This window comes from Streptomyces sp. NBC_00210, assembly GCF_045160975.1.
Taxonomy (GTDB): domain Bacteria; phylum Actinomycetota; class Actinomycetes; order Streptomycetales; family Streptomycetaceae; genus Streptomyces.
In genome coordinates, this window is record NZ_CP108120.1 from 2,485,815 (window position 1) to 2,509,982 (window position 24,168).

Annotated in this window: 16 protein-coding genes; 4 read left to right on the forward strand and 12 right to left on the reverse strand. The window is 70.0% G+C overall.

Annotated features, from left to right (window positions below; translation table 11 throughout):
• Positions 1–66: 66 nt before the first annotated feature.
• Both OG729_RS11100 and proS read right to left on the reverse strand, forming a co-directional pair.
• Complete coding sequence (locus OG729_RS11100; RefSeq protein ID WP_360875272.1) at positions 67–660, reverse strand: hypothetical protein; 594 nt, start codon at positions 658–660, stop codon at positions 67–69.
• 247 nt (positions 661–907) lie between these two features.
• Entirely contained in the window at positions 908–2,320 is a 1,413-nt protein-coding gene (gene proS, locus OG729_RS11105) for a proline--tRNA ligase (protein ID WP_405805789.1), read from the reverse strand.
• 212 nt (positions 2,321–2,532) lie between these two features.
• Here proS and OG729_RS11110 point away from each other — a divergent pair, with 212 nt between their 5' ends.
• Positions 2,533–3,372: a class I SAM-dependent methyltransferase gene (locus tag OG729_RS11110; protein ID WP_405805790.1), complete on the forward strand. Its 840-nt coding sequence runs from the start codon at positions 2,533–2,535 to the stop codon at positions 3,370–3,372.
• Between the two features lie 38 nt (positions 3,373–3,410).
• On the opposite strand, the gene ftsH is transcribed toward OG729_RS11110, so the two are convergent.
• The 6 genes from ftsH to OG729_RS11140 all read right to left on the reverse strand — a co-directional run bounded on the left by ftsH (position 3,411) and on the right by OG729_RS11140 (position 13,043).
• Positions 3,411–5,309 carry an ATP-dependent zinc metalloprotease FtsH gene (gene ftsH / locus OG729_RS11115; protein WP_405805792.1) on the reverse strand — a complete coding sequence of 633 codons (1,899 nt, stop codon included), beginning with the start codon at positions 5,307–5,309 and terminating at the stop codon, positions 3,411–3,413.
• A gap of 110 nt (positions 5,310–5,419) precedes the next feature.
• Positions 5,420–6,970, reverse strand: coding sequence for a signal recognition particle protein (gene ffh / locus OG729_RS11120; protein WP_405805794.1), 1,551 nt, complete (start codon positions 6,968–6,970; stop codon positions 5,420–5,422).
• 98 nt (positions 6,971–7,068) lie between these two features.
• On the reverse strand, positions 7,069–9,522 hold the full coding sequence (locus tag OG729_RS11125; RefSeq protein WP_360875257.1) for a [protein-PII] uridylyltransferase: 2,454 nt from the start codon (positions 9,520–9,522) through the stop codon (positions 7,069–7,071).
• A gap of 21 nt (positions 9,523–9,543) precedes the next feature.
• A complete protein-coding gene (locus tag OG729_RS11130) occupies positions 9,544–9,882 on the reverse strand; it encodes a P-II family nitrogen regulator (RefSeq protein ID WP_084904268.1) in 339 nt (112 codons plus the stop codon).
• The gene (locus OG729_RS11135; RefSeq protein ID WP_360875253.1) at positions 9,879–11,240 is read right to left on the reverse strand and encodes an ammonium transporter; all 1,362 of its coding nucleotides are present in this window, start codon (positions 11,238–11,240) and stop codon (positions 9,879–9,881) included. The genes OG729_RS11130 and OG729_RS11135 overlap by 4 nt, the downstream gene beginning before the upstream one ends.
• Before the next feature lie 330 nt (positions 11,241–11,570).
• Positions 11,571–13,043, reverse strand: a complete 1,473-nt coding sequence (locus tag OG729_RS11140; RefSeq protein ID WP_405805796.1) for a hypothetical protein — start codon at positions 13,041–13,043, stop codon at positions 11,571–11,573.
• Between the two features lie 426 nt (positions 13,044–13,469).
• On the opposite strand from OG729_RS11140, the gene OG729_RS11145 reads away from it, so the two are divergent.
• Entirely contained in the window at positions 13,470–14,132 is a 663-nt protein-coding gene (locus OG729_RS11145) for a bifunctional DNA primase/polymerase (protein WP_405805797.1), read from the forward strand.
• A gap of 206 nt (positions 14,133–14,338) precedes the next feature.
• Here OG729_RS11145 and ftsY read toward each other — a convergent pair whose 3' ends face one another.
• The gene (gene ftsY / locus OG729_RS11150; RefSeq protein ID WP_360875245.1) at positions 14,339–15,562 is read right to left on the reverse strand and encodes a signal recognition particle-docking protein FtsY; all 1,224 of its coding nucleotides are present in this window, start codon (positions 15,560–15,562) and stop codon (positions 14,339–14,341) included.
• Between the two features lie 170 nt (positions 15,563–15,732).
• Between ftsY and OG729_RS11155 the strand changes: the two genes are divergently transcribed.
• Both OG729_RS11155 and OG729_RS11160 read left to right on the forward strand, forming a co-directional pair.
• Positions 15,733–17,181 carry a cytosine permease gene (locus tag OG729_RS11155; RefSeq protein ID WP_405805799.1) on the forward strand — a complete coding sequence of 483 codons (1,449 nt, stop codon included), beginning with the start codon at positions 15,733–15,735 and terminating at the stop codon, positions 17,179–17,181.
• Between the two features lie 119 nt (positions 17,182–17,300).
• Positions 17,301–18,272 carry an LLM class flavin-dependent oxidoreductase gene (locus tag OG729_RS11160; protein ID WP_405805801.1) on the forward strand — a complete coding sequence of 324 codons (972 nt, stop codon included), beginning with the start codon at positions 17,301–17,303 and terminating at the stop codon, positions 18,270–18,272.
• A gap of 123 nt (positions 18,273–18,395) precedes the next feature.
• Here OG729_RS11160 and OG729_RS11165 read toward each other — a convergent pair whose 3' ends face one another.
• The 3 genes from OG729_RS11165 to OG729_RS11175 all read right to left on the reverse strand — a co-directional run bounded on the left by OG729_RS11165 (position 18,396) and on the right by OG729_RS11175 (position 23,960).
• Positions 18,396–19,811, reverse strand: a complete 1,416-nt coding sequence (locus OG729_RS11165; protein ID WP_405805802.1) for a sugar porter family MFS transporter — start codon at positions 19,809–19,811, stop codon at positions 18,396–18,398.
• 218 nt (positions 19,812–20,029) lie between these two features.
• A complete protein-coding gene (gene smc, locus OG729_RS11170) occupies positions 20,030–23,584 on the reverse strand; it encodes a chromosome segregation protein SMC (protein ID WP_405805803.1) in 3,555 nt (1,184 codons plus the stop codon).
• A gap of 157 nt (positions 23,585–23,741) precedes the next feature.
• Positions 23,742–23,960: a hypothetical protein gene (locus tag OG729_RS11175; RefSeq protein WP_313943858.1), complete on the reverse strand. Its 219-nt coding sequence runs from the start codon at positions 23,958–23,960 to the stop codon at positions 23,742–23,744.
• Between the last annotated feature and the right edge of the window lie 208 nt (positions 23,961–24,168).

A 24,168-nucleotide genomic window follows, 5' to 3' on the forward strand; every position in this document is an offset into this window, starting at 1 on the left:
ACGCGGCCGGGTCGGCCCTGACCTGCTTTCGCCCCGCCGGCGGCCCCACCCCGTGGGCGGGAGCCATCAGCTCGCCGCGGCGACCGCTTCCGGGATACGGAAGGGCTTGCCGCAGCCGCCGCAGACGATGGGGGCCTGCGCGAGGACGGACGGTACGACCCGGACATTGCGCCCGCAGTCGCACACGGCCTTGACCCGCACTCCGCCGCCGGACGAGCCGTGCCGGGCGGCCGGGCCGCGGAAGCTGCGCTTGGTGTCGGAGGCCGTCGCCGCCGTGTGCGCCTTGAGGGCGCGCTGGAGTCTCTCGATGGTGGGTCGGTACCGCCTCTTGGCCTCGGGATTGAGCGTGACCAGCGAGAAGCCGCTGCTGGGGTGCGGCTCGTCGGAATGGTCCAGGCCCATCTCCTCGGCGATCGCCAGGAATCGGCGGTTGTGATAGCGGCCGGCGCGGGAGGTGTCGCGGACACCTCGGGCGGCGGCGATGCCGTGGACTGCCTCGTGGAGCAGTCGCTCGAAGGAGAGCTCGGCGCCGCAGGCGGACGAGGACTCTCCGATCAGGGACTCGGGCGCGGCAAGATCCGGCAGCTCGGGGTGGTGCCGCTGAATATCGGCCCACGCCTGTGCCAGCTCTGCGGCGAGAACAGGTGGTGTCGTGCTCACGTCGTGATAACGAGCCGAAGCGCTCGCGGGTTCCATTCCGGGGCATCCCAAATAATTTGCACGTACCAGTCAGTTGCCATTGATGCGTCCTGACGAGGGCGGGTGCGCTGATCTGTGGAGAAGCTTCACAGCTCACACCAAGGTGGTACGTAGTGGCGCGTACGCCCCAGCGCGTAGACAAGGTCCGCACGCCGGGGCGGCTACCCGAATCCGGGGCGGCCACGCCTTGGTCGGCGCGGGCGAGGCGTCAGTAGGCGCGGGCCACGATCGCGACAGTACCGGGGGCGTCGTCGGCGTCGGGAACCGACTCGTCCTCGGCGACCAGGCACCGTACGGACACGGCCTGCTCGGCGAGCTTGGCCTCACCCTCCTGGCCCAGCGTCGACCAGGAGATACGCGCCCAGCCGCCGGCGACAGCGGCCTCGGCGGCGTCCTCGATCGTCGTCACATCGCTGGTACGCGACTCACGGCGTTCGCGGGACTCCTTGAGCAGTTGCGCCTGGTCCTCTTCGAGGACGGTGGGCAGCAGCTCCGCCAGCGAGTCGATCCGCACCGACTCCTTGCCGCCCGGGATGCGGCGGGCCAGCATCGCGGTGCCCGCCTCCAGGTCGCGCGGGCCGACCTCGATGCGTACCGGTACGCCCTTGAGCTCCCAGTCGACCGCGCGGCGGCCGAAGGGGGTGTCGATGCGGTCGTCGATCTGCACGCGCAGTCCCGCGGCCTTCAGCCGGTCGCCGATCTCGCGGACCTTGGCGACGGCCTCGTCGCCCTTGATGGCCATGACGACCACCTGGACGGCCGCGAGACGCGGCGGGACACGCAGTCCGTTGTCGTCGCCGTGCGACATGATCAGGCCGCCGACCATCCGGGTGGAGGTGCCCCAGGAGGTCTGCCAGGCCAGCTCCTGCTTGCCGTCCTTGGACAGGTACGTGGTGTTGAAGGCCTTGGAGAAGTTGGTGCCGAGCTCATGGCTCGTGCCCATCTGCAGGGCCTTGCCGTCGCCCATCATGCCTTCGAGCGTGAGGGTGTTGATGGCACCGGCGAAGCGCTCCCTGGGGGTCTTGCGGCCGAGCACCACGTCGATGCCGAGGACATTGGTCATGAAGTCCGCGTAGACGTCCTTGTGGATGTGGGCGGCGTAGTCGCGGGCGTCCTCATAGGTGGCGTGGGCGGTGTGGCCCTCCTGCCAGAGAAATTCCGTCGTACGGAGGAAGACGCGGGGGCGCATCTCCCAACGGACCACGTTGGCCCACTGGTTGATCAGCAGGGGCAGATCCCGGTAGCTCTGCACCCACTTGGAGAAGTACTCGTTGATGATCGTCTCGGAGGTGGGGCGTACGACGACGGGCTCCTCGAGCTCCTTGCCGCCACCGTGTGTGACGACCGCGAGCTCGGGTGCGAAGCCCTCGACGTGCTCAGCTTCCCGTGTCAGGTAAGACTGTGGGATGAAGAGCGGGAAGTAGGCGTTCTGGGCACCCGCGTCCTTGATTCGGGCGTCCATCTCCTGCTGCATCCGCTCCCACAGGCCGTATCCGTACGGTCGGATGACCATGGTGCCGCGCACCGGGCCGTTGTCCGCCAGCTCGGCCTTGTTGATCAGGTCCTGGTACCAGCGCGGGAAGTCTTCCGCCTGGGGCGTGAGAACGGGTGCCTTAGCCATGGCGCGCATCGTACGGCGACACCGGTACGGAACGTGAATCGCTCTGCGTCTCGAGGGCGTACACCAGAGGCACGCAAGCATTGCCATTCAACCCCTGGACGCGGGGGCGCATGCGCAGTTCTCTGGCATACGGGGGAGCGCGCAGGCGTACGCACACGGGGGGGCTGTCCTTCAGAGCTCGGCTGACCTCTTGGCGGATTGGGGCGCTTTCGATGACACCAACGCTCGTCCAGCACCGACCCCACGCAGCGACTGCGTCACCGGCTCAGGCGGGTGCACGCGCTCGTGACTGGGCCGAGATCCAGGAGCGGATGCTGGTACCGCTCTACGAGGCGGTCTACGAGCGCCTGGAGGTCGGCGCGGGGACGCGGCTGATGGGACTTGGCTGCGGGTCCGGTCTCGCGCTGCTGATCGCGGCGGCGCGCGGTGCGCGCGTGACCGGCTGCGACACGGACCGCGAGCGGCTGGCGCTGGCTCGGGAACGGATGGCTCCGCAGGAGAGCGGCGGGAGTGATGTCGAGCTGCTGGAAGGGGATGCCAGGGCGGCGGATCCGGCGCGGCCGCCGTACAACCTGATCACGGCCTTCCAGCCGATCGGCTGCGCGGCCGGCGACTCCGAGGGGCTCGGACCGGCACTGTCGGCGGCCGTCGAGCTGGCGGAGCACGGCAGCGCGGTGGTCCTGACGGGCTGGGGCCCGCCGGAACGGTGTGCCACGTCCGGGGCGCTGCGGGTGGCGAGCCGCCTGACGGACCGCCTGCGCACGAGCGGCGGCTGGCGCGCGGCACTGCGCGACGACCTGGAGGACGTCGCGGCCAAGGCGGACCTGAAGCCCGACGGCTCGGGCCGGGTGGCGTGCCCCTTCGGCTACGCGGACCTGGAGAGCGCGGTGCGCGGACTGCTGTCGACGGGGCTGTACGCGGCGGCGGTACGGGCGACGGATCAGGGGCAGGTGGAGAAGGAGATCACCGAGGCGCTGCAGGCGTATGTGCGGCGGGACGGGACGGTGTGGATGCCGAACGTGTTCCGCTATCTGATCGCCCGGACACGCTGAGCCCGCTCCCCCCCCGCCGCAGGCCTTAGCCGTGCGTCCTACTCCGGACGGGGGATACCCGCCGCGGTGTACGCCGCCTGCTCGTCCAGGGTCTCGTTGGCGAGCAGTGCCCTCGCCAGCGCGTCCAGGCGGTCGCGGTTGTCGCGGAGTTGACGGCAGGCGCTCTCGTAGCACTCGTCGACGATGCGCCGCATCTCGTGCTCCACGGCGTCCAGCGTCGCGGGCGCGGCCGAGAGACCGTAGGGCTGCTGGGCCTCGTTCGGGATCGCCGTCAGGCGGCCGACCCGTTGGCTCATGCCCCAGCGGGCGACCATGCCGCGGGCCAGGTGGGTGACCTGCTCCAGGTCGCTCTCCGAGCCCGTCGTGACGACGTTGAAGACGACGTGTTCGGCCGCCATGCCACCGAGCGCGCCGGTGATACGGCCGCGCAGATACTCCTCGGTGTACGCGTACCTGTCGGCGTCCGGAGTGGAGAGCGTGACGCCCAGTGCCCGGCCGCGCGGCACGATCGTGACCTTGCGTACCGGGTCCGCCCCCGGCTGGAGCATGCCGAGGAGCGCATGGCCGCTCTCGTGGTAGGCGGTGCGCCGACGGTCCTCCTCCGGCATGACCAGCGGGCGCTCCGCACCGAGCTGGACCTTCTCCAGGGCGGCCCAGAAGTCGGATTGGGTGACCTCCGGCTGCTTGCGCCTGACCGCGCGCAGTGCCGCCTCGTTCGCCAGGTTGGCCAGATCCGCGCCCGTCATCCCCGGTGTGGCACCCGCGATCTCGCCCAGGTCGACGTCCTCGGCGAGCGGCATGGCCCGGGTGTGGATCTTGAGGATGGCCTCCCGGCCGTCCCTGTCCGGCGGCGAGACCTGGACGACGCGGTCGAAGCGGCCGGGCCGGGTCAGGGCGGGGTCGAGGATGTCGGCCCGGTTGGTCGCGGCCAGCACGACCACGCCCTCGGAGCCGTTGAAGCCGTCCATCTCGGTGAGGATCTGGTTGAGCGTCTGCTCGCGCTCGTCGTGCCCGCCCAGACCTGCGCCGCGTGCGCGCCCGATCGTGTCGATCTCGTCGATGAAGATGATCGCGGGGGCCACCTTGCGCGCCTCGGCGAAGAGTTCGCGCACCCGGCTCGCCCCGACGCCGACGATCATCTCGATGAACTCGGAGGCCGACGCCGAGAAGAACGGCACCCCGGCCTCACCCGCCACCGCCCGCGCCAGCAGCGTCTTCCCGGTCCCGGGCGGCCCTGCCAGCAGTACCCCGCCCGGCATCCTCGCGCCCATCCTCCGGTACGCCTGCGGGTTCTTGAGGAAGTCGACGACATCATTGAGCTCGCCCTTGACCTCGTCGATCCCGGCGACGTCGTCGAAGGTGGTGCGCTTGCCCGGCTCGACCTCGACCGGCTTCGGCGGACCCCTGCGCCCGAACGCGCCGGGGCCCGCCAACGCGCCCATCCGCCGGGCGATGTACACCCACAGCACGATCAGCAGCGCCGTCGGCGCGAGCGAGAGCAGGAGATTGGACAGGAAGCTGCGCTGTACGACGACCGGCTCGGCCGTCACGGTGACGTTGTGCTTGCTCAGCTCGGCCCAGAGCTTGTCGTCGGCGAAGGCCGGCCGCTGGGTCGTGAACGTGATGTAGTCGCCCTTGCCGCCGGGGAGCGGTGCTTCCTTTTTGAGCCGGCCCTGGATCGTGTCGCCCTTGGCGTAGATCTTCGAGACGTTCCCGGCCGTGACCTGCTTGCTGAACTCCGTGTACGGGACGGTCGGCTGACCACCGCCGTTGAAGGCGGACAGCAGCAGATTGGCGATCAGATAGACGACGAGCACGGCAAGTGCCAGTCCGACCCAGCCGCCGGGCATCTTCTTCAAGGGCGGAGGGGACGGTGGCGCACCCTCGGAGCGCCACGGCTTGTCCGGGGTCTCACGCGGCGGCACGGGGTTGCTCATATCCGGACGTTAAGCCAGAAAAGCAACGTGGGCACCCGCTCGGCAGGTGCCCACGTCGAAGTACGAGACCAGTACGAGCCGGACGAAAGCAGTACGAGTCGTACGAAGTGTCAGCCCATGAACTTCTTGAACTCGTCCGGCAGCTCGAAGTCCTTGCCCGGCTCACCGGCCGGCACACCGAAGGCTCCGCCCTGCGCCGCCTGCTCACGGCGCGCCGCGGCCGCCTGCTCCTCGGCCTTCCGCTTCATCGGGTTGCCGCTCTTGCGCTTGCCCTTGGCCTGCTTGATCTGCTTCTTCTGCCGGCCGGGACCGCCACCCATCCCCGGCATCCCGGGCATTCCCGGCATCCCGCCGCCCTGCGCCATCCTCGACATCATCTTGCGGGCCTCGAAGAACCGCTCCACCAGGCCCTTCACCGCGCTGACCTCGACACCGGAGCCCTTGGCGATACGGGCCCGGCGCGAGCCGTTGATGATCGTCGCATCCGCACGCTCGCCGGGAGTCATCGACTTGATGATCGCGGCGGTGCGGTCCACGTCGCGCTCATCGATGTTGTTGATCTGGTCCTTGATCTGCCCCATGCCGGGCAGCATCCCGAGCAGCTTGGAGATGGAGCCCATCTTCCTGACCTGCTCCATCTGGGCCAGGAAGTCGTCGAGCGTGAAGTCCTTGCCCTTACTGCTCGCCAGCTTGGAGGCCATCTTGGCGGCCTCTTCCTGGCTGAAGGTCTGCTCGGCCTTCTCGATCAGGCTGAGCATGTCGCCCATGCCGAGGATGCGCGACGCCATACGGTCCGGGTGGAACGCGTCGAAGTCGTCCAGCTTCTCGCCGTTGGAGGCGAACATGATCTGGCGGCCGGTGACATGCGCGATGGAGAGCGCCGCACCACCGCGGGCGTCACCGTCGAGCTTGGAGAGCACCACGCCGTCGAAGCCGACGCCGTCGCGGAAGGCCTCCGCGGTGTTGACCGCGTCCTGACCGATCATCGCGTCGACGACGAACAGGACCTCGTCCGGGCTGATCACGTCCCGGATGTCCGCGGCCTGCTGCATCATCTCGGTGTCGATGCCGAGGCGGCCCGCGGTGTCGACGATGACGACGTCGTACTGCTTCGCCCTGGCGTGCTCGATGGAGTCCTTGGCGACCTTGACCGGGTCCCCGACGCCGTTGCCGGGCTCCGGCGCGTAGACCGCGACGCCCGCGCGCTCGGCGACGACGCTCAGCTGGTTCACGGCGTTCGGACGCTGCAGGTCACAGGCGACGAGCAGCGGCGAGTGGCCCTGGCCCTTGAGCCAGAGACCGAGCTTTCCGGCCAGCGTCGTCTTACCGGCACCCTGCAGACCCGCGAGCATGATCACGGTCGGCGGCTGCTTGGCGAAGCGGAGCCGACGGGTCTCGCCGCCGAGGATGCCGATGAGCTCCTCGTTGACGATCTTGATGACCTGCTGGGCCGGGTTCAGCGCCTGGGAGACCTCGGCACCGGCCGCTCGCTCCTTGACCTGCTTGATGAAGGCGCGGACGACGGGCAGCGCCACGTCCGCTTCGAGCAGCGCGATACGGATCTCGCGCGCCGTGGCGTCGATGTCCGCCTCGGACAGGCGGCCCTTGCCCCGGAGGTTCTTGAATGTCGCGGCAAGGCGGTCGGAGAGGGTGTCGAACACGGTGGTCGCGGATCCTCGGGCTAGGCGGGCAGGCGGACAGTGCCCCCCAGGGTATCCGGACGCACGCCGTGGGGTCTGCACCGTGGGGGGGGCTCACGTCAGGCGCGCAGTACCGCCTCCAGCGCACGGGCCGTCTCGACGGCCTCCTCGGCGGGCAGCGGTGTCCCTTCGGGGCCCGTCACATAGAAGGCGTCCACGGCGTTCGCACCCAGTGTGGAGACATGGGCGCTGCGCACCCGCAGCGCCGCGCCCTCCAGCGCCCGGCCGATCCGGTGCAGCAGGCCCGGGGCGTCCTGGGCACGCACCTCGATGACGGTGGCCAGATTCGAACCCGCGGCGGCCACCGTCACCTGCGGCGGCGGGGCCTTGACCCCGCGGCGGCGCGGATAGGCGGCCTCGCGCTCGGCGAGCCTGGAGGGGATGTCGAGCGAGCCGTCCAGGGCCCGTACGAGATCGGAGCGGAGCCGGGCTGCCTGCGGCAGTGAGCCGTACTCCGCCGCAACGCGCCAGCTCAGCAGCAGTACGCCGGTCGGCCCGCCCAGTTCGCCGGGCAGCTCGATGGAGCGCAGGTCGGCGGCGCGGACGGTGAGCCGGTGCAGGGCGAGCACACCGGCCGCGGCGGGCAGTACTCCCGGCTGGTCGGGCAGTGCGATCAGCAGCTCGACGCCGACGGGTTCGGGTTCCTCGCCCGCGGCCGGTTCGGTCTGGGCGTGCAGCGAGAGCACCGGTTCGCCGGTGCGCAGCGCCTCGACGGCGAGCCGCTCCTGCTCGGCGCTGGGGGCCGCGGGCTCCGGTTCCGCCACGGCGTCGCCGGCGAGGACGGCTGCGACCCGTTTCACCAGGTCGGCGACCAGCGAGCCGCGCCAGGACGACCAGGCCGCGGGCCCGGTGGCGAGCGCGTCGGCCTCGGTGAGGGCGTGCAGCAGCTCCAGGGTGCCGACCGAGCCGACGACCTCCGCGACGGACGCGACCGTCGCCGGGTCGTCCAGATCGCGCCGGGTGGCCGTCTCCACGAGCAGCAGATGGTGGCGTACGAGTGTGGCGATGACGGCCACGTCGGCGCGGTCGAATCCGATCCTGGTGGCGACATCGCGCGCGATGGTCTCGCCGGCGACCGAGTGGTCGCCGGGCCAGCCTTTGCCGATGTCGTGCAGCAGGGCGGCGACCAGCAGCAGATCGGGGCGGCCGACGCGACGGGTCAGCGAGGAGGCCTTGACCGCCGCCTCGACGAGATGCCGGTCGACGGTCCAGGTGTGCACGGCGTTGCGCTGCGGCCGGCAGCGGACACGCTCCCAGTCCGGGAGCAGCCGGGTGATCAGGCCCTCGGCCTCCAGCGCCTCCCACACCCCGACCGTCGACTCCCCCGCGCCGAGCAGCGTGACGAGCTCCTCGCGGGCGTCGGCGGGCCAAGGCACGGGCAGCGGGCGGCTGGTGGCCGCGAGCCGCCGTGCAGTGTGCAGCGAGAGCGGCAGCCCGGACTGGGCGGCGGCAGCAGCTGCCCGCAGCGGAAGTACGGGATCGCGCTCGGGTTTGGCCGCGCGGGCGAGCACCACCTCGCCGTCCTGTTCGACGACGCCTTCGGCGAGCGGGCTGCGCTCGGGCTCGGGGCGGCGGCCTCCGGACAGCATGGCGCGCAGCCTGGGCCGTACGGAGCGCGCCTTGAGCACCCGGTTCACCTCGCGCCAGGTGACGTCGGTGGCGTAGGAGACGGTGCGCGCGGCCTCGTAGACCTGCCGCAGCAGTGCGTCGGCGTCCAACAGGCCTAGTTCGGCGGCAACCTGGTCCTGTTCCTGCAGGGCGAGCCGGTCGGTGGCCCGGCCGGTCGTCAGATGCAGCGCGTCGCGGGCGTCCAGCAGCGCCCGGCGTGCCTCGGCGAGCCCTTCGCGCGGCGCGTCGGCGAGCCAGGAGGCGGCGACGGCGCGCAGTGCGGTGGCGTCCCGCAGCCCGCCACGCGCCTCCTTCAGGTCCGGTTCGAGCAGGAACTGCAACTCGCCCTGGCGCTCGGCCCGTTCCCGGCAGAGCTCGTCCAGCTCGGGCAGCCGCTTGGGGGCCTGATTGCGCCAGTCGGCCAGTACGGCGGTGCGCAGCCCGGCGACAAGGCCCAGGTCGCCCGCGACATGGCGGGCGTCAAGCAGCCCGAGCTGGACCTTGAGGTCCTCGCCCGCGGTCTTGCGGGCCTCGCCCGGGGTGCGTACGGAGTGGTCGAGGGCGAGTCCCAGGTCCCAGACCGGGTACCAGATCCGGTCGGCGAGGCCGGCGAGCGTGGCCGAGTCCGCGGACCCGTCGTGCAGCAGGAGCAGATCGAGGTCGCTGCGCGGGGAGAGCTCCCCGCGTCCGTAGCCGCCGACGGCGACGAGCGCCGCGCCGCGGACCCCGGCCTCCAGGCATGCGGTGCTGAACAGCGCGGCGAGCCAGTCGTCGGTCAGTCTGGCCAGGGCCGCACGGCGCGGCGGCCCGGACTGCGCCTTCTCGTTGAGAAGGCGCAGCCGGGCCGCCGCATAGCCGCTGGGTCGCGAGTCTTCCGCTTCGGTCGTCTCTTCGAGGCTCGTCACCTCAGCAGCTCCCTTTCTGAGTTACAGCGCGTCCGGGCCGCGTTCGCCCGTCCGCACCCGTACTGCCGTGTCGACCGGGACGCTCCACACCTTGCCGTCGCCGATCTTGCCGGTGCGGGCCGCCTTGACGACCACGTCGATCAGCTGCTCGGCGTCGTCGTCCTCGACCAGCACCTCGATACGGATCTTCGGCACCAGGTCGACGGTGTACTCGGCACCCCGGTAGACCTCGGTGTGACCGCGCTGCCGGCCGTATCCGCTGGCCTCCGTGACCGTGAGCCCCTGGACTCCGAAGGCCTGCAGGGCCTCCTTGATCTCGTCCAGCCGGTGTGGCTTCACGACTGCGGTGATGAGCTTCATGCGTCCACCTTCTTGTTCTGAGCTGCGGCTGCCACGGTCTCGCCCGGCGCGGGCACTTCCTTGCGGGAGCCTGCACCGCCGCCCGCACCGCTGAAGTCGTACGCCGTCTCGGCGTGCTCGTCCTGGTCGATGCCGGAGACCTCGACGTCCTCGCTGACACGCATCCCGATCGTCTTGTCGATGAGGAAGGCGAGGATCGCAGAGGCAACCAGAGAGTAGGCGAGGACCGCGCCGACACCGGCGAGCTGCTTCCACAGCTGGTCCAGCTTGTGGTCACCGTAGAAGAGGCCGGCCGCCGTGGACTGGCCGCCGCCGGTGGCGAAGAAGCCGATGAGGATCGAGCCGACGACACCGCCGACGAGGTGGACTCCGACGACGTCGAGCGAGTCGTCGTAGCCGAACTTGTACTTCAGGCCCACGGCCATGGCGCACAGCAGACCTGCGATGGCGCCGATGGCGATCGCGCCGAGCGGGGAGCAGGAGCCACCGGACGGGGTGATCGCGACGAGACCGGCGACGGCACCGGAGGCGGCGCCAAGCGTGGTGAACGCGCCGTGGCGGATCTTCTCGTACACCAGCCAGGCGAGCATGGCCGCGGCGGTGGCGATCTGCGTGTTGATGAACATCAGCGCGCCCACGCCGTCGTCGTTGCCGAGCCACGAGCCGGCGTTGAAGCCGAACCAGCCGAACCACAGCAGACCGGCGCCGAGCATCACCAGCGGCAGGCTGTGCGGCCGCATCGGGTCCTTCTTGAACCCGACGCGCTTGCCGATCACCAGGATCACGCCGAGCGCGGCCGCACCGGCGTTGATGTGCACCGCGGTACCACCGGCGAAGTCGATCACGCCGAGTTCGAAGGCCCAGCCGCCGGTGCCCCAGACCCAGTGGGCGACCGGGAAGTAGACAACGGTGACCCAGAGGGCGATGAACAGCGCCCAGGCGGTGAACTTCACGCGGTCCGCGAGTGCACCACTTATCAGCGCGGGCGTGATGATCGCGAACATCAGCTGGAAGACGGCGAAGACGTACACCGGGATGGTGTAGCCGTCCCACAGCTCGGTGAGGCCGATGCCGCTCAGGCCCACGTAGTCGGAGCTCCAGCCGATGATGGAGCCCGAGTCGGTGCCGAACGCGAGGCTGAATCCGTACAGCACCCACAGGATGGTGACGATCCCGAGGCTGATGAAACTCATCATGAGCATGTTCAGGGTGGACTTGACGCGGACCATGCCTCCGTAGAAGAAGGCCAGGGCGGGCGTCATCAGCATCACCAGGGCGGAGCAGATGAGCATGAAGCCGGTGTTGGCTGCAGACAGCGTGGGTGTGTCTGCGGCAAGCGTCGAGATGCCTTGAGGCATCGGCGTCTCCTCGTCGTCGGTGCGGCCGCGTGCGGGCGGAGCCTGGAGCGGTTCGGGCGGGCCGGTTATGGGCCCTGAGATTGGCGCAGCGCGGTTTCGGTCGATGCCGCACGATGTTTCTGGCCAGTGACGAAGAGGTCGCGCGTGTTACGCCGCGATGAACTGCCCGCTCATGATCGGCGCCGAGAGTATCCTCTGCCGACATCACAATCCGACATCGCCGACCGCCATCACGAACCGACCGCGACGCCACCCGCTGACCTGGCGTAAGGGGAGCCGAGTCGGGCTGTTCGGGGTGAGCGTCGCGGCCGGGGCCTGGTGGGCGCCGCCTCAGACCGCTTCGGCGGTCTCGGGCAGCTGGGATGTGAGCAGGTCGGTGAGGTGGGCGACCTCGGCGACGTCACCGAAGTCCCGGGCCGCCGTGTCGACGGTCTTGCGCAGCCGGGTGTTGACCCGCTCGGAGCGGACCCGCTTGGCGACCTTGAGAGCCTGTCCGGCCAGGACCGTCGACTGCTCGGGCTCCTTCTTGAGCAGATGGACGGTGGCCATGCCGACCAGATTGAGTGCGTACGACCGCTGGTGCTCGTCGTCCTTGCCGAAGAGCTCGACCGCGCGCTGCATGACGGGCTCGGCGAGCGAGGCGTAGGTGGGGCTGCGGCCCGCCACATAGGCCAGGTCTCGGTACGAGTGGGCGTTCTCGCCGTTGAGCTCGGCCTCGGAGAAGAAGCGGATCCAGTCGGGCTCGGGCTCGCCGTCGAGAACGGCGTCGGCGAAGGTGTCCTCGGCCATCCGGACGGCTCGTTTGCACTTGCTCGGCTGGCCCATGTTGGCGTACGCGCGGGCCTCCATCGCATACAGCATCGCCTGGGTGCGCGGAGTCGCGCAGTCGCGGCTGCCGTACTGGGCGAGATGGACGAGTTCCAGGGCGTCGTCCGGCCGCCCGAGGTGGATCATCTGGCGGCTCATGGAGGACAGGATGTACGAGCCGAGGGGCTTGTCGCCCGCCTCCTTGGCGGCGTGCAGTGCGAGCACGAAGTACTTCTGCGCGGTGGGCTGCAGTCCGACGTCGTAGCTCATCCAGCCGGCCAGCTCGGCGAGCTCGGCCGCGCACTTGAACAGCCGCTGGGACGTGGCCTCGGGCTGCGCCTCCTGTAACAGGTCGGTGACCTCGTGGAGTTGGCCCACGACGGCCTTGCGCCGCAGTCCGCCGCCGCACTGCGCGTCCCACTGGCGGAACATCGCGGTGGTGGACTCCAGCAGATCGAGCTCGGGCTTGGAGAGCCGGGCCGACCTGCGCAGGACGGCCGGTGCCTTCGCTCCCGGCTCCGGGCCCGGGGACGGCACCAGCCAGCGCTGCATGGGCTCGACGAGGGCGGGCCCCGCGGCGAGGGCGAGCGAGGTCCCGAGGAAGCCGCGCCGGGCCAGCATCAGGTCGCTGCGCGAGAACTCGCCGAGCAGGGCGACGGTCTGCGGACCCGCCCAGGGGAGATCGACCCCGGACACCGAGGGTGACTGGTGCGCCGAGCGCAGACCGAGGTCCTCGATGGCGACGACGCTGCCGAAACGCTCGGAGAACAGCTCGGAGAGGATGCGCGGAATGGGCTCGCGCGGCTGCTCGCCGTCGAGCCAGCGGCGTACGCGTGAGGTGTCGGTGCTGATGTGGTGTGCGCCCATCTGGCGCGCCCGGCGGTTCACTTGACGTGCCAGTTCGCCCTTCGACCAACCACTGCGCACGAACCACGAGCTCAACTGCTCGTTCGGGCGCTTGCCGGCCTGCGTACCGCCTGCGCCGTTGCCGCCCACTGGAACGCTCCCATCCGCTGAGGCCTTGTCGCACGAAATCCCTACCAGAATGCCGCGAATTACGGCTGTCCGTATGGCGGTTGCACCCCTCGAACGGGAAACCGAGTTGCCTCCGGCATACCCGCGGGTGCGCAGAACTCAAGGGCTCGTGTACTCAACGTAATCCCACGATCACCCCTCTAGCGAGGGCGATTCAAGAAACGCCACCATTCGCCACCCCTTCGAATGAACTCCCTTGCCGCTGGGCGCGATTCACTTGACACACGACGATCAGGAGGCAGCGGAGCGGTGCACACGGAGGCGCGCGCTTCGGTCCGCACCACCCCTCTCGCCACTGAGCGCCGCCAGTACTTACTGATTGCGACGCTGTGTAACGAGAAGACTTCAGGTCGTAACCACCGGCGATTTCGACCCGTTGGAGGGGGCATGGGCTTCACGATCGGCGGCAGCCGGGGGATCAGGGAGATCAGGCCCGGCTCACGGCGCCGCGGCCGCACCGCGGAGTGCACCGTGGTGGCCGAGTACACAGGGCTGTGGGGCTGGGACGTGGTGCCGGGGGCGCGGGCGGCATCCGGGGAGTGCTCCTGCGGCGCGGCGGACTGCGCATCCCCCGGGGCCCATCCGCTCGGCTTCGCCCCCGAGGTCCCCGCGGGCGCGACGCTGGACGAGGTCACCAAGGCGTGGGCCCAGTTGCCGGGTGCGGCGGTTCTGCTGCCGGTCGGCCGCACCTTCGACATCCTCGACGTCGCGGCCCCGGCGGGCCGCCGGGCGCTGGTGCGGCTGGAGCGGATGGGCCTGCCGCTGGGCCCGGTGACGGCCACGCCGGACGGCCGGTGCCAGTTCTTCGTGGCTCCCGGCGCCGCGGACGAACTCCCGCAGCTGCTCTACCGGATGGGCTGGGACGACGCCGACCTGGATCTGCAGTGCCTGGGCCCGGGCAGCCACATCACGGCCCCGCCGTCGGACCATGCGGGCCTGGGGCCGGTGGACTGGGTGCGGCCGCCGTCTCTGGACAGGGCGGCGGCGCCGCCCCAGGCGCGATTGCTGTTGGGGACGCTGGCGTACGTCTGCCACCGCACGTTTCCCTGAGCGCGAGTCTCGCCCGCGCCGGGCTTTGCCCCCCACCCGCCCTCCCCCAGAGCCCCCATCAACCGGGGCTCCGCCCCGGACCCGGACGCCCTTCGGGCGTTGTCCTCAATCTCCCCCAGACTTCGTCCGGGGGGACCCCCGGACGGGCTTGATTTCCGCCGGAGATTGAGACTCGGGGCCGGGGCGGAGCCCCGGTTACAGAGCGGCTAGTCGCCGATCAGTGCGTCGACGAACGCCTCCGGCTCGAACGGCGCCAGGTCGTCCGGTCCCTCCCCCAGGCCCACCAGCTTCACCGGTACGCCCAGTTCGCGCTGGACCGCGATCACGATGCCGCCCTTCGCCGTACCGTCCAGCTTGGTCAGCACGATGCCGGTGATGTCCACGACCTCCGCGAACACCCGCGCCTGCACCAGACCGTTCTGGCCGGTCGTCGCGTCCAGGACCAGCAGGATCTCGTCCAGCGGACCGTGCTTCTCGACGACTCGCTTGACCTTGCCGAGCTCGTCCATCAGGCCCGTCTTGGTGTGCAGCCGGCCCGCCGTGTCGATGAGTACGACATCCGCTCCCTCGGCGATGCCCTCCTTGACCGCGTCGAACGCGATCGACGCCGGGTCGCCGCCCTCGGGACCGCGCACCGTGCGTGCGCCGACCCGTTCGCCCCAGGTCTGGAGCTGGTCCGCGGCGGCCGCGCGGAACGTGTCCGCCGCGCCGAGCACCACCGAGCGACCGTCCGCGACGAGCACCCGCGCCAGCTTGCCCGTCGTCGTGGTCTTGCCGGTGCCGTTGACACCGACGACCATCACGACGCCCGGGGTGTCCAGACCGCTCTCGGTGTTCACAGCGCGGTCGAAGTCCGTACCGAGCAGCTGAAGCAGCTCTTCGCGCAGCAGACCGCGCAGCTCGTCGGGCGTACGCGTGCCGAGGACCCGCACCCGCTCGCGCAGCCGCTCGACCAGCTCCTGGGTCGGTGCGACGCCGACGTCGGCGGTGAGCAGGGTGTCCTCGATCTCCTCCCAGGTCTCCTCGTCGAGGTTGTCGCGCGACAGGAGCGTGAGCAGCCCCTTGCCGAGGGAGTTCTGGGAGCGGGCGAGGCGGGCGCGCAGCCGGACCAGACGGCCGGCGGTCGGCTCGGGAATCTCGATCGCGGGGACCGGCGGTGCCGCGACGACCGGATCCTCGACGGCGGGCGGGGTCTCGACGGCCTCTCCGGCCGACGGAAGGTCGACCTCCTCGATCGTGCGGCGCGGCTCCTCGACCGTCGGCGCAGCGTCCTCACCGACCTGAGGTTCGGCGGGCGGGGCAGTGATGGTCGGCGTGCTCGACGGCGCCGAGGGCGGCAGCTGCTTCTTCTTGCGGCTGCTGACCACGAGCCCGCTGATCGCGCCGACCGCGACCAGGGCGATGACTACAGCAAGGATGACGATGTCCATAACCCACCCAGTATCGGCCACGCCCGCTCGGCCGCAGCGGCCTCGGAGGATCCCACAAGGGCCTTCGGCACCATTTGCACCTTTTGGGGGATCCATACGATGCTGATGGTTCTGGCCTGCTGCCGACCGGTCCTCTCCGGGAGCCCCCCACCTCGTACGGAGCCCCTTCCATGCCACACGCCTCCGAGCCCGAAGGTGCGATGGAAACCCGTGGCCTCGAACCCGTCCCCGACGGTGAGCGCACCGGCCACGTCCGCGAACTCTTCCCCACCTGGGTCGCCGCCAACATCAGTGTGCTGTTGCTCACCGTCGGTGCGGGACTGAGCGTCTTCAACGGTCTGAACTTCTGGCAGGTGCTGATCGTCGGGATCACGGCGCCCGTCGTCTCGTACGGCATCGTGGGCCTGATCTCCGTTGCCGGCAAGCGCGGCGGCTCCCCCGGCATGGCGCTGTCCCGCGCGGTCTTCGGCCAGCGAGGCAACCTCTTCCCCGGCACGCTGATCTGGGTCGCGCGCTGGGGCTGGGAGACCATCAACGCGGTCACCGGCTCGTACGCCCTGCTGACCGTCCTGAACCTGCTCCTCGGCATCAAGCCCGGTACCGCACTGATCGTCCTCACCCTGGTGTTCTTCGTCGCCTGCACTTTCCTGGTCTCCGGGCTCGGCATCAACGCCCTGCGTGTGTGCAGCAGATGGTCGACCTATCTCTTCGGCGCGTTCAGCGTCCTGGTGCTGATCCATCTCGTTGCGAACACCGACTGGTCCGCGGTCTTCGACAGGCCGGCCGGATCGACAGCCGTGATGGTCGCGGGCATCGGCACCCTCGCGGCGGGCGGCATCAGCTGGGTGCCCTCGGGCCCGGACTTCACCCGTTATCTGCCACGCACCGCCTCCTCGAGGGCCATGGTCGGCTGGACGGTCGGCGGCGCAATGATCGTCGTGCTGCCGATGGTGCTGATGGGCGCGGTGATGGCGGTCTCGAGCCCGGACCTGGCGAGCGCCGGTGACCCGGTCTCCTTCATCGGCGAGCTGCTGCCGGCCTGGATCTCCGTTCCGTATCTGCTCATTGCGCTGGTCGGCATGGTGCTCATCAACTCGATGTCGATGTATTCGGCCGGCTTCACCGCGCAGACGCTGGGGATCAGGGTCCCGCGCGCCTGGGCGGTCAGTGTGAACGCCGTGATCAGCCTGGTCCTCGGCTTCCTGCTGATGATGGTGGCGACCAGCTTCATCGGCTCGTTCATCTCCTTCCTGACGCTGCTCGCGGTGGCGTTCTCGGCGTGGATCGGCGTCTTCGGCGTGGACCTGCTGCGCCGGCGCACCTACGACGGCGAGGCGCTGATGGACACCACGCGCACCAGCGCCTACTGGTACCGGGGCGGCTTCGCCTGGCAGGCGACGGTCTCGTGGGGTGTCGCGCTGCTGGTCGGTCTGCTCTTCACCGAGGTCGACTGGTTCGCCGGTCCGCTGGGCGCGTCCTGGATCGGGCACAACGGCCTGGGCTGGGCGGTCACTGCCGCGGTCGCGGCTCTGCTGTATGCGGCGCTGCCGCGCACCCGGCCCGCTCAGTCCACCGAGCCCGTCACCGCAGAAGGCGAGCCCGCGTCCATTTCCATCTGACGCTACGTCAGCTACCGTTCGCCTCCGCTGCCCGTTCAGCCCCGCCGGCCTGCCTTCGGCCGGGGGGCCGGGGGTTGACCCCGAGACGACACAGCCACCCGGCGGAGGGGGACGTTCCCATGGCATTCACAGTGGCCCGCTTCAATCTCGTCGATCCCGACGCGGCGCCCGAGACCCTTGCGGCCCGCTACCGCGCCGCCCTGGAGATGGCCGCGTACGCCGACGACCGCGGCATCGACACGATCCAGACCGAGGAACACCACGGCGCCGACAACAACTGGCTGCCCTCCCCCTTCGTCTTCGCGGGCTCCGTCCTCGGCTCCACGCGCCGTATCGCGGTGACGGTCTCCGCGATCATCGGTCCGCTCTACGATCCGCTGCGGCTCGCCGAGGACATCGCCGTACTCGATCTGATCGGCAAGGGACGGCTCGTCACGGTCGCGGGCATCGGCTACCGGCCCGAGGAGTACGAGGCCCACGGCGTCGACTGGGGCAGCCGCGGCAAGCTCCAGGACCGGCTGCTGGAGACGCTGCTCAAGGCCTGGACCGGTGAGCCCTTCAGCTATCGGGGTCGCACGGTCCGGGTGACTCCGCGCCCCTACACCCAGCCGCATCCGCCGCTGCTCGTCGGCGGCTCCTCGCAGGCCGCCGCCCGCCGCGCCGCCCGGCTCGGGCTGCCCTTCTTCCCCAGCGCGCATCTGCCGGAACTGCAGACGTACTACCAGGACAAGCTCGCCGAATACGGCACCGAGGGCTGGACCATGATGCCCGCCGAGAAGACGCCCCTCCTGCATGTCAGCGATGACCCGGACCGCACCTGGGCCGAGTACGGGAAGCACTTCCTGCACGAGGCGCGCACGTACGCCTCCTGGCAGTCGAAGGACATCCGCTCCGCCGTGCGCTCCAAGGCGACGACGGTCGAGGAGCTGCGCACGGAGGGTGTGTACCGGATCGTGACGCCGGACGAGTGCGTGGCGCTCGGCGCGGAGAGTCTGGTGCTGCATCCGCTGTGCGGCGGCATGCCGGTGGACGAGGGCTGGCGCAGCATCCAGCTCTTCGCGGAGAGCGTGCTCCCCCGGCTGGGCGGCTGAGCCGTCGGCAGTCACCGCTCGGGAGCCGCGACCTCGCGCCGGCCCGGTGCAGGCACATCGGTACTGCCCCGGCTCAAGGGCTGAGCCGGGGCAGTTCCGTGGTGAGGAGAGGGGCAGCGGGGATTAGCCCATCTCCTCCAACGCCTTGCCCTTCGTCTCCTTGACGTACCTGAGCACGAAGGGGATCGAGAGCACGGCGAAGACCGTGTAGATGATGTACGTGCCCGAGAGGTTCCAGTCCGCCAGGCTCGGGAAGCTCGCGGTGATGGCCCAGTTGGCGATCCACTGCGCGGACGCGGCGACGCCGAGCGCCGCGGCGCGGATGCGGTTGGGGAACATCTCGCCCAGGAAGACCCAGACCACCACGCCCCACGACAGGGCGAAGAAGAGCACGAAGACATGCGCGGCGACCAGGGCGACGACGCCTTGGGTGGTCGGCAGCTTGCCGTCGACGAGGTCGGCGGAGAAGGCCCAGGCCTCGAAGGCGAGAGCGATCGCCATTCCGGCCGAGCCGACGAGCGCGAGCGGACGGCGGCCCACCCGGTCGACGAGAACCATCGCGATCACGGTGCCGATGATGTTGATGATCGACGTGGTGAACGAGTAGAGGAACGAGTCGGTCGGGTCGATGCCGACGGACTGCCACAGCGTCGACGAGTAGTAGAACGCAACGTTGATGCCGACGAGCTGCTGGAAGACGGAGAGTCCGATGCCGACCCAGACGATGGGCAGGAAGCCGAAGCCGCCCAGCAGGTCCTTGAAGGTCGACTTGTGCTCGCGGCGCATCGCGAGGTCGATCTCGGCGACCCGGGCGTCCAGGTCGAGGTTCTTGCCCTCGACTTCGTTCAGCACCTCTTTGGCCTTCTCGACCCTGCCGACGGAGATCAGGAAGCGGGGGGACTCGGGGATCACGAAGGACAGCAGCCCGTAGAGCACCGCCGGTACGACCATGACGCCGAGCATCCACTGCCATGCCTCGAGCCCGCCGATGACGCCGCGCTGCTCGCCGTCGGCGAGCTGCAGGATGGCGTAGTTCACCAGCTGGGAGATGGCGATGCCGATGACGATGGCGGCCTGCTGGAAGGAGGCGAGCCGGCCGCGGTAGGCGGCGGGAGAGACCTCGGCGATATAGGCCGGGCCGATGACCGAGGCCATGCCGATCGCGAAGCCGCCGATGATGCGCCAGAAGGCGAGGTCCCAGAGGGCGAAGGGGAGGGCGGAGCCGACCGCGCTGATGGTGAAGAGCGCGGCGGCGATCTGCATACAACGGATGCGGCCGATGCGGTCGGCGATCCGGCCGGCGGTGGCGGCGCCGATGGCGCAGCCGATCAGGGCGATGGCGATCACCTGGGCGAGCGTTCCGGAGCCGATGTCGTAGCGGTCCCGGACGGCCTCGACGGCGCCGTTGATGACTGAGCTGTCGTAACCGAAGAGGAAGCCGCCCATCGCGGCGGCGGCCGTAATGAAGACGACATGGCCGAGATGCTCGGGATGAGCCTCTCGGGCTCCCGATGCCGGGGGCTTCTCAATGCTGGTCACAACTACTCCTGGGGCCGTCCGGCTGCGTTGCCGGGCGTGGGGGGCAGGGCAAGCCCTTCACGTGGCACATAACTACCCGTCAGCCACCACTTGAAGGTAAAAGCGATGCTGCAGAGACTATTCGTTCAAGTTTCGAAGTCAACCCCGGATCCTGAATCGTTTTTTCGCGCAGATGTACCGCTCCAGGTTCAAGTGTTGAAGAGTTTGTGAAGGTTGTGTCAGCGCAGGCGCTGGCTGATGACCTTGGAGACGCCGTCACCCTGCATCGAGACGCCGTACAGCGCGTCCGCGACCTCCATCGTCCGCTTCTGGTGCGTGATCACGATCAGCTGCGAGGACTCCTGGAGCTCCTGCATGATCCGGATCAGCCGCTGGAGGTTGGTGTCGTCGAGCGCCGCCTCGACCTCGTCCATCACATAGAACGGGCTCGGCCGGGCCTTGAAGATCGACACCAGCATCGCGACGGCGGTCAGCGACCGCTCGCCACCCGACAGCAGCGAAAGACGCTTGACCTTCTTGCCCGGCGGCCGGGCCTCGACGTCCACGCCCGTGGTGAGCATGTTGTCGGGATCGGTCAGAATCAGCCGCCCCTCGCCGCCGGGGAAGAGCCGCGAGAAAACGCCCTCGAACTCGCGCGCCGTATCCCGGTACGCATCGGTGAAGACCTGCTCGACGCGCTCGTCGACCTCCTTGATCACCTGGAGAAGGTCGGCTCGCGTCTTTTTGAGGTCTTCAAGCTGCTCGGAGAGGAACTTGTGGCGCTCCTCCAACGCGGAGAACTCCTCCAGGGCGAGCGGATTCACCTTCCCGAGCTGCTGATATGCCCGTTCGGCGGACTTGAGCCGCTTCTCCTGCTCGCCGCGTGCGAAAGGTTTCGGCTGGTTGCGCGGATGGTCCGGGTCATCGGGCAGTTCCTCTCCCTCGGCGGGCGGTGACGGCGGCACCAGCTGGTCGGGCCCGTACTCCGCGATCAGCCCGGCCGGTTCCACGCCGAGCTCCTCCAGGGCCTTCGTCTCCATCTGCTCGATCCGCAGCCTCTTCTCCGCCCCGAGTACCTCGCCGCGGTGAACTGAATCCGTGAGTTTGTCGAGCTCGCCCTTGAGGTCGCGGCCCCGGCTGCGGGCGGCGCTCAGCTCCTGTTCGCGCTCGGCCTTGGCCGCTTCGGCCGCGGCCCGCTCCGCCTCGGCGCGCACCAGCGAGACCTCGACATGGGCCAGCAGCTGGCGGGCGCCGCTCGCCACCGCGGACGCGACCTCGGCCTCGTGGCGCAGTCGCGCACGCCGCTGTTCGGCTCGTGCCCGTGCCTCGCGCTCGGCGCGCGCTCCCCGGTCGAGCGCGTCGGCACGCCCCGCGAGCCCCTTGACGCGCTCTTCGTGCGTACGGACCTGGAGGCGGGCCTCCATCTCGGTCTGGCGTGCGTTGGCGCCGTCGGCGGCGAGCCGGTCCCGTACGTGCGTGTCGGGCTCCTCCTCCACCGGGGTCTCCTCGGCGACGAGCAGCCGCTCGGCCAGCTCCTCGGCCTCCTCCCGCGCCCGTTCCAGAGCCTCCTGGGCCCTGGCGACCGCTGCGGTCGTCCGCTCGGCCTCCCCCGCGGCGCCGCGCGCCTGCCCGGCGAGCCGCCCCAGCTGCCCGGACACCGCGGACTTCTCGCGGTCTGCAGCCCGCCGGCGCTCGCCCAACTCCTCCACGAGCGCGGCACATTCAGTGCGCCGGGCGGCGGCCTGCTGCTGCGCGGCGGCCAGTTGCTCGCACCGCAGGGCCAGCTCCTCCAGCTCGGCGGCGGCCTCGTCGACGGATGCCTGCACCTCGAGCAGGCTCGGCGCCCCGGCGGAGCCGCCCTGTGCGAAGTGCGCGCCGAGGACATCGCCCTCGGCGGTCACCGCGGTGAGCTCCGGCCGTGCGTAGACCAGATCCTCGGCGTCCTCCAGCGTCCCGACGACCACCATGTCCTGCAGCAGCCTGCGTACGGCGGGCATCAGCTCATCGGGCCCGCGCACCAGATCGGCGGCGTACACAGCACCGTCCGCATGTGCCGTCGGCGGTACGGATTCGGGGGCACCGCCCAGCAGTATCGCGGCGCGCCCCGAGTCGGTCTTGCGCAGCAGCCGCAGCGCCTCGGCCGCAGTGGCCGGGTTCGACACGGCCACGGCGTCGGCGGCCGCGCCCAGTGCCGCCGCGACCGGCACCTCATGACCGGGGGCCACCGTGAGGAGTTCGGAGGCCGGGCCCAGCAGCCCGTGCAGCCGGTCCTTCGCGGCGAGCAGCGCGCCGGTGCCGTCCTTGCGGCGCAGCCCCAGGGCAAGCGCCTCGCGGCGGGCGGCCATGGCGGCACGCCCCCGTTCGGCAGCGGTGAGCGCCTCACGGGCCGCACTCAGGGCGGCTTCGGCCTCGGCCAGTTCGCGCTTGGCCGCGTCGTGCTGCTCGCCGAGCGCGGAGTCGTCGGCGTCAAGGCCGTCGACCTCGGCCTTGAGCTGCTCGTACTCCTCCTGAGCGGCGACCGCCCGCTCCTGTGCCTCGTCGCGGGCGGCGGCCAGCCGGTCGATCTCGGCCTGCGCGGAACCGGCCCGCGAACGGGCGGCATTGACCTGGCCGCCGAGCCGGGCGAGGCCCTCGCGCCGATCCGCGATCGCCCGCGCCACATCCTTGAGCCGCCGTTCCTCGACCAGCAGATCGCGCTCCAGCTCGGCGCGGTGCGCGACGGTGTCCTCCAGCGCACGCTCGGCCGCCTCCAGCGCGGCCTCCAGCTCCGCCTCCTGCTCACGGATCCTGGCGGCCTCGCGCTCCATGTCCTCGGGGTCGCGGCCGCGCCGCTCGTCGGAGGGTGCCGCGGTGGCGCTCTTGACCCGCGCGTCGGCGAGCGAGATCGTGCCGCGCACCCGCTCGGCCAGCTGCGAGAGCTCGTACCAGCTCTGCTGTGCCCGCTGCAGCCGCGGCGCGAGGCGACGTACCTCGTCCTCCAGCTCCGCCTCGCGGCTCAGCGCGGCCTTGAGCTCCGCCTCGGCCGCGTCCTTGCGCTCCTTGAGCGCCGCCTCGTCGGCGATCTCGCTGCGCAGCGCCTCGCGCAGCCGTACGAGATCGTCGGCCAGCAGCCGCAGCCGGGCATCGCGCAGATCGGCCTGGATGACGGCGGCCCGCCGGGCGACCGCGGCCTGCCGCCCCAGCGGCTTGAGCTGACGCCGCAGTTCGTCGGTCAGATCCTGTACGCGGGCGAGGTTGGCCTGCATCGCATCCAGCTTCCGCAGCGCCTTCTCCTTGCGCTTGCGGTGCTTGAGGACGCCCGCGGCCTCCTCGATGAAGGCCCTGCGCCCCATCGGATCGGCGTGCAGTACGGAGTCGAGCTGGCCCTGCCCGACGATGACGTGCATCTCGCGGCCGATACCGGAGTCCGACAGCAGTTCCTGGATGTCGAGCAGCCGGCAGGTGTCGCCGTTGATCTGGTACTCGCTGCCGCCGTTGCGGAACATGATCCGCGTGATGGTGACCTCGGCGTATTCGATGGGCAGCGCGCCGTCGGAGTTGTCGATGGTGAGGGAGACCTCGGCGCGCCCGAGCGGGGGCCGACCGGTCGTCCCGGCGAAGATGACGTCCTCCATCTTGCCGCCGCGCAGTGACTTGGCCCCCTGCTCGCCCATGACCCAGGAGAGGGCGTCCACCACGTTCGACTTGCCGGAGCCGTTGGGGCCCACGACACAGGTGATGCCCGGCTCGAACCGCAGCGTCGTCGCGGAGGCGAAGGATTTGAACCCGCGCAGGGTCATGGCCTTGAGGTGCACGCAGCCGGACTCTACCTTTCCCTCGCGGTTTCACCCATGAACGTGCAGGGCACATCAGACGTTAAGAAAGAGCCGTCGGGGTGGGGCGGCAAAGAAAGAAGGGACGCCGAAGCGTCCCTTGCACATCTTGAGCGATGATTCTCCAGCTATCGCCGGCTCAGGTGAGCGCAGGCTCAGCCTGAGGTACGTCGATGTCGATGCCGTCGAGCAACGACTCTCCAGGGTGCTTGGCGACGGCAGCGTTGAGCGCGTCGTTCTCGGACTGGATCCGTACAAGCTCGGATTCAAGGTCCTGGACGCGCTGCTGAAGCCGTCGCATCTCGGCGAGGAGTCGCGGGTCGGAACCGCCGACGTAACCGAGAAGCGCCTTTGCCATGATGGATGGTCCTCCACACTGAGTGACCGACCGAATGCGGTGTGGGTCGTGAGGGATTCGCACCCGCGGTGCTCGGCAGTGCTTGTTACTGCTGATATCACTGCGGTTCTTACTGCCAAACAGCTAAGGTGCGCGGGGCTTCCAGAGTCTCACCAAAAAGTTTGACGGTCAACACGATCACGCCCGACATCAACGGGCAAACCCGGGG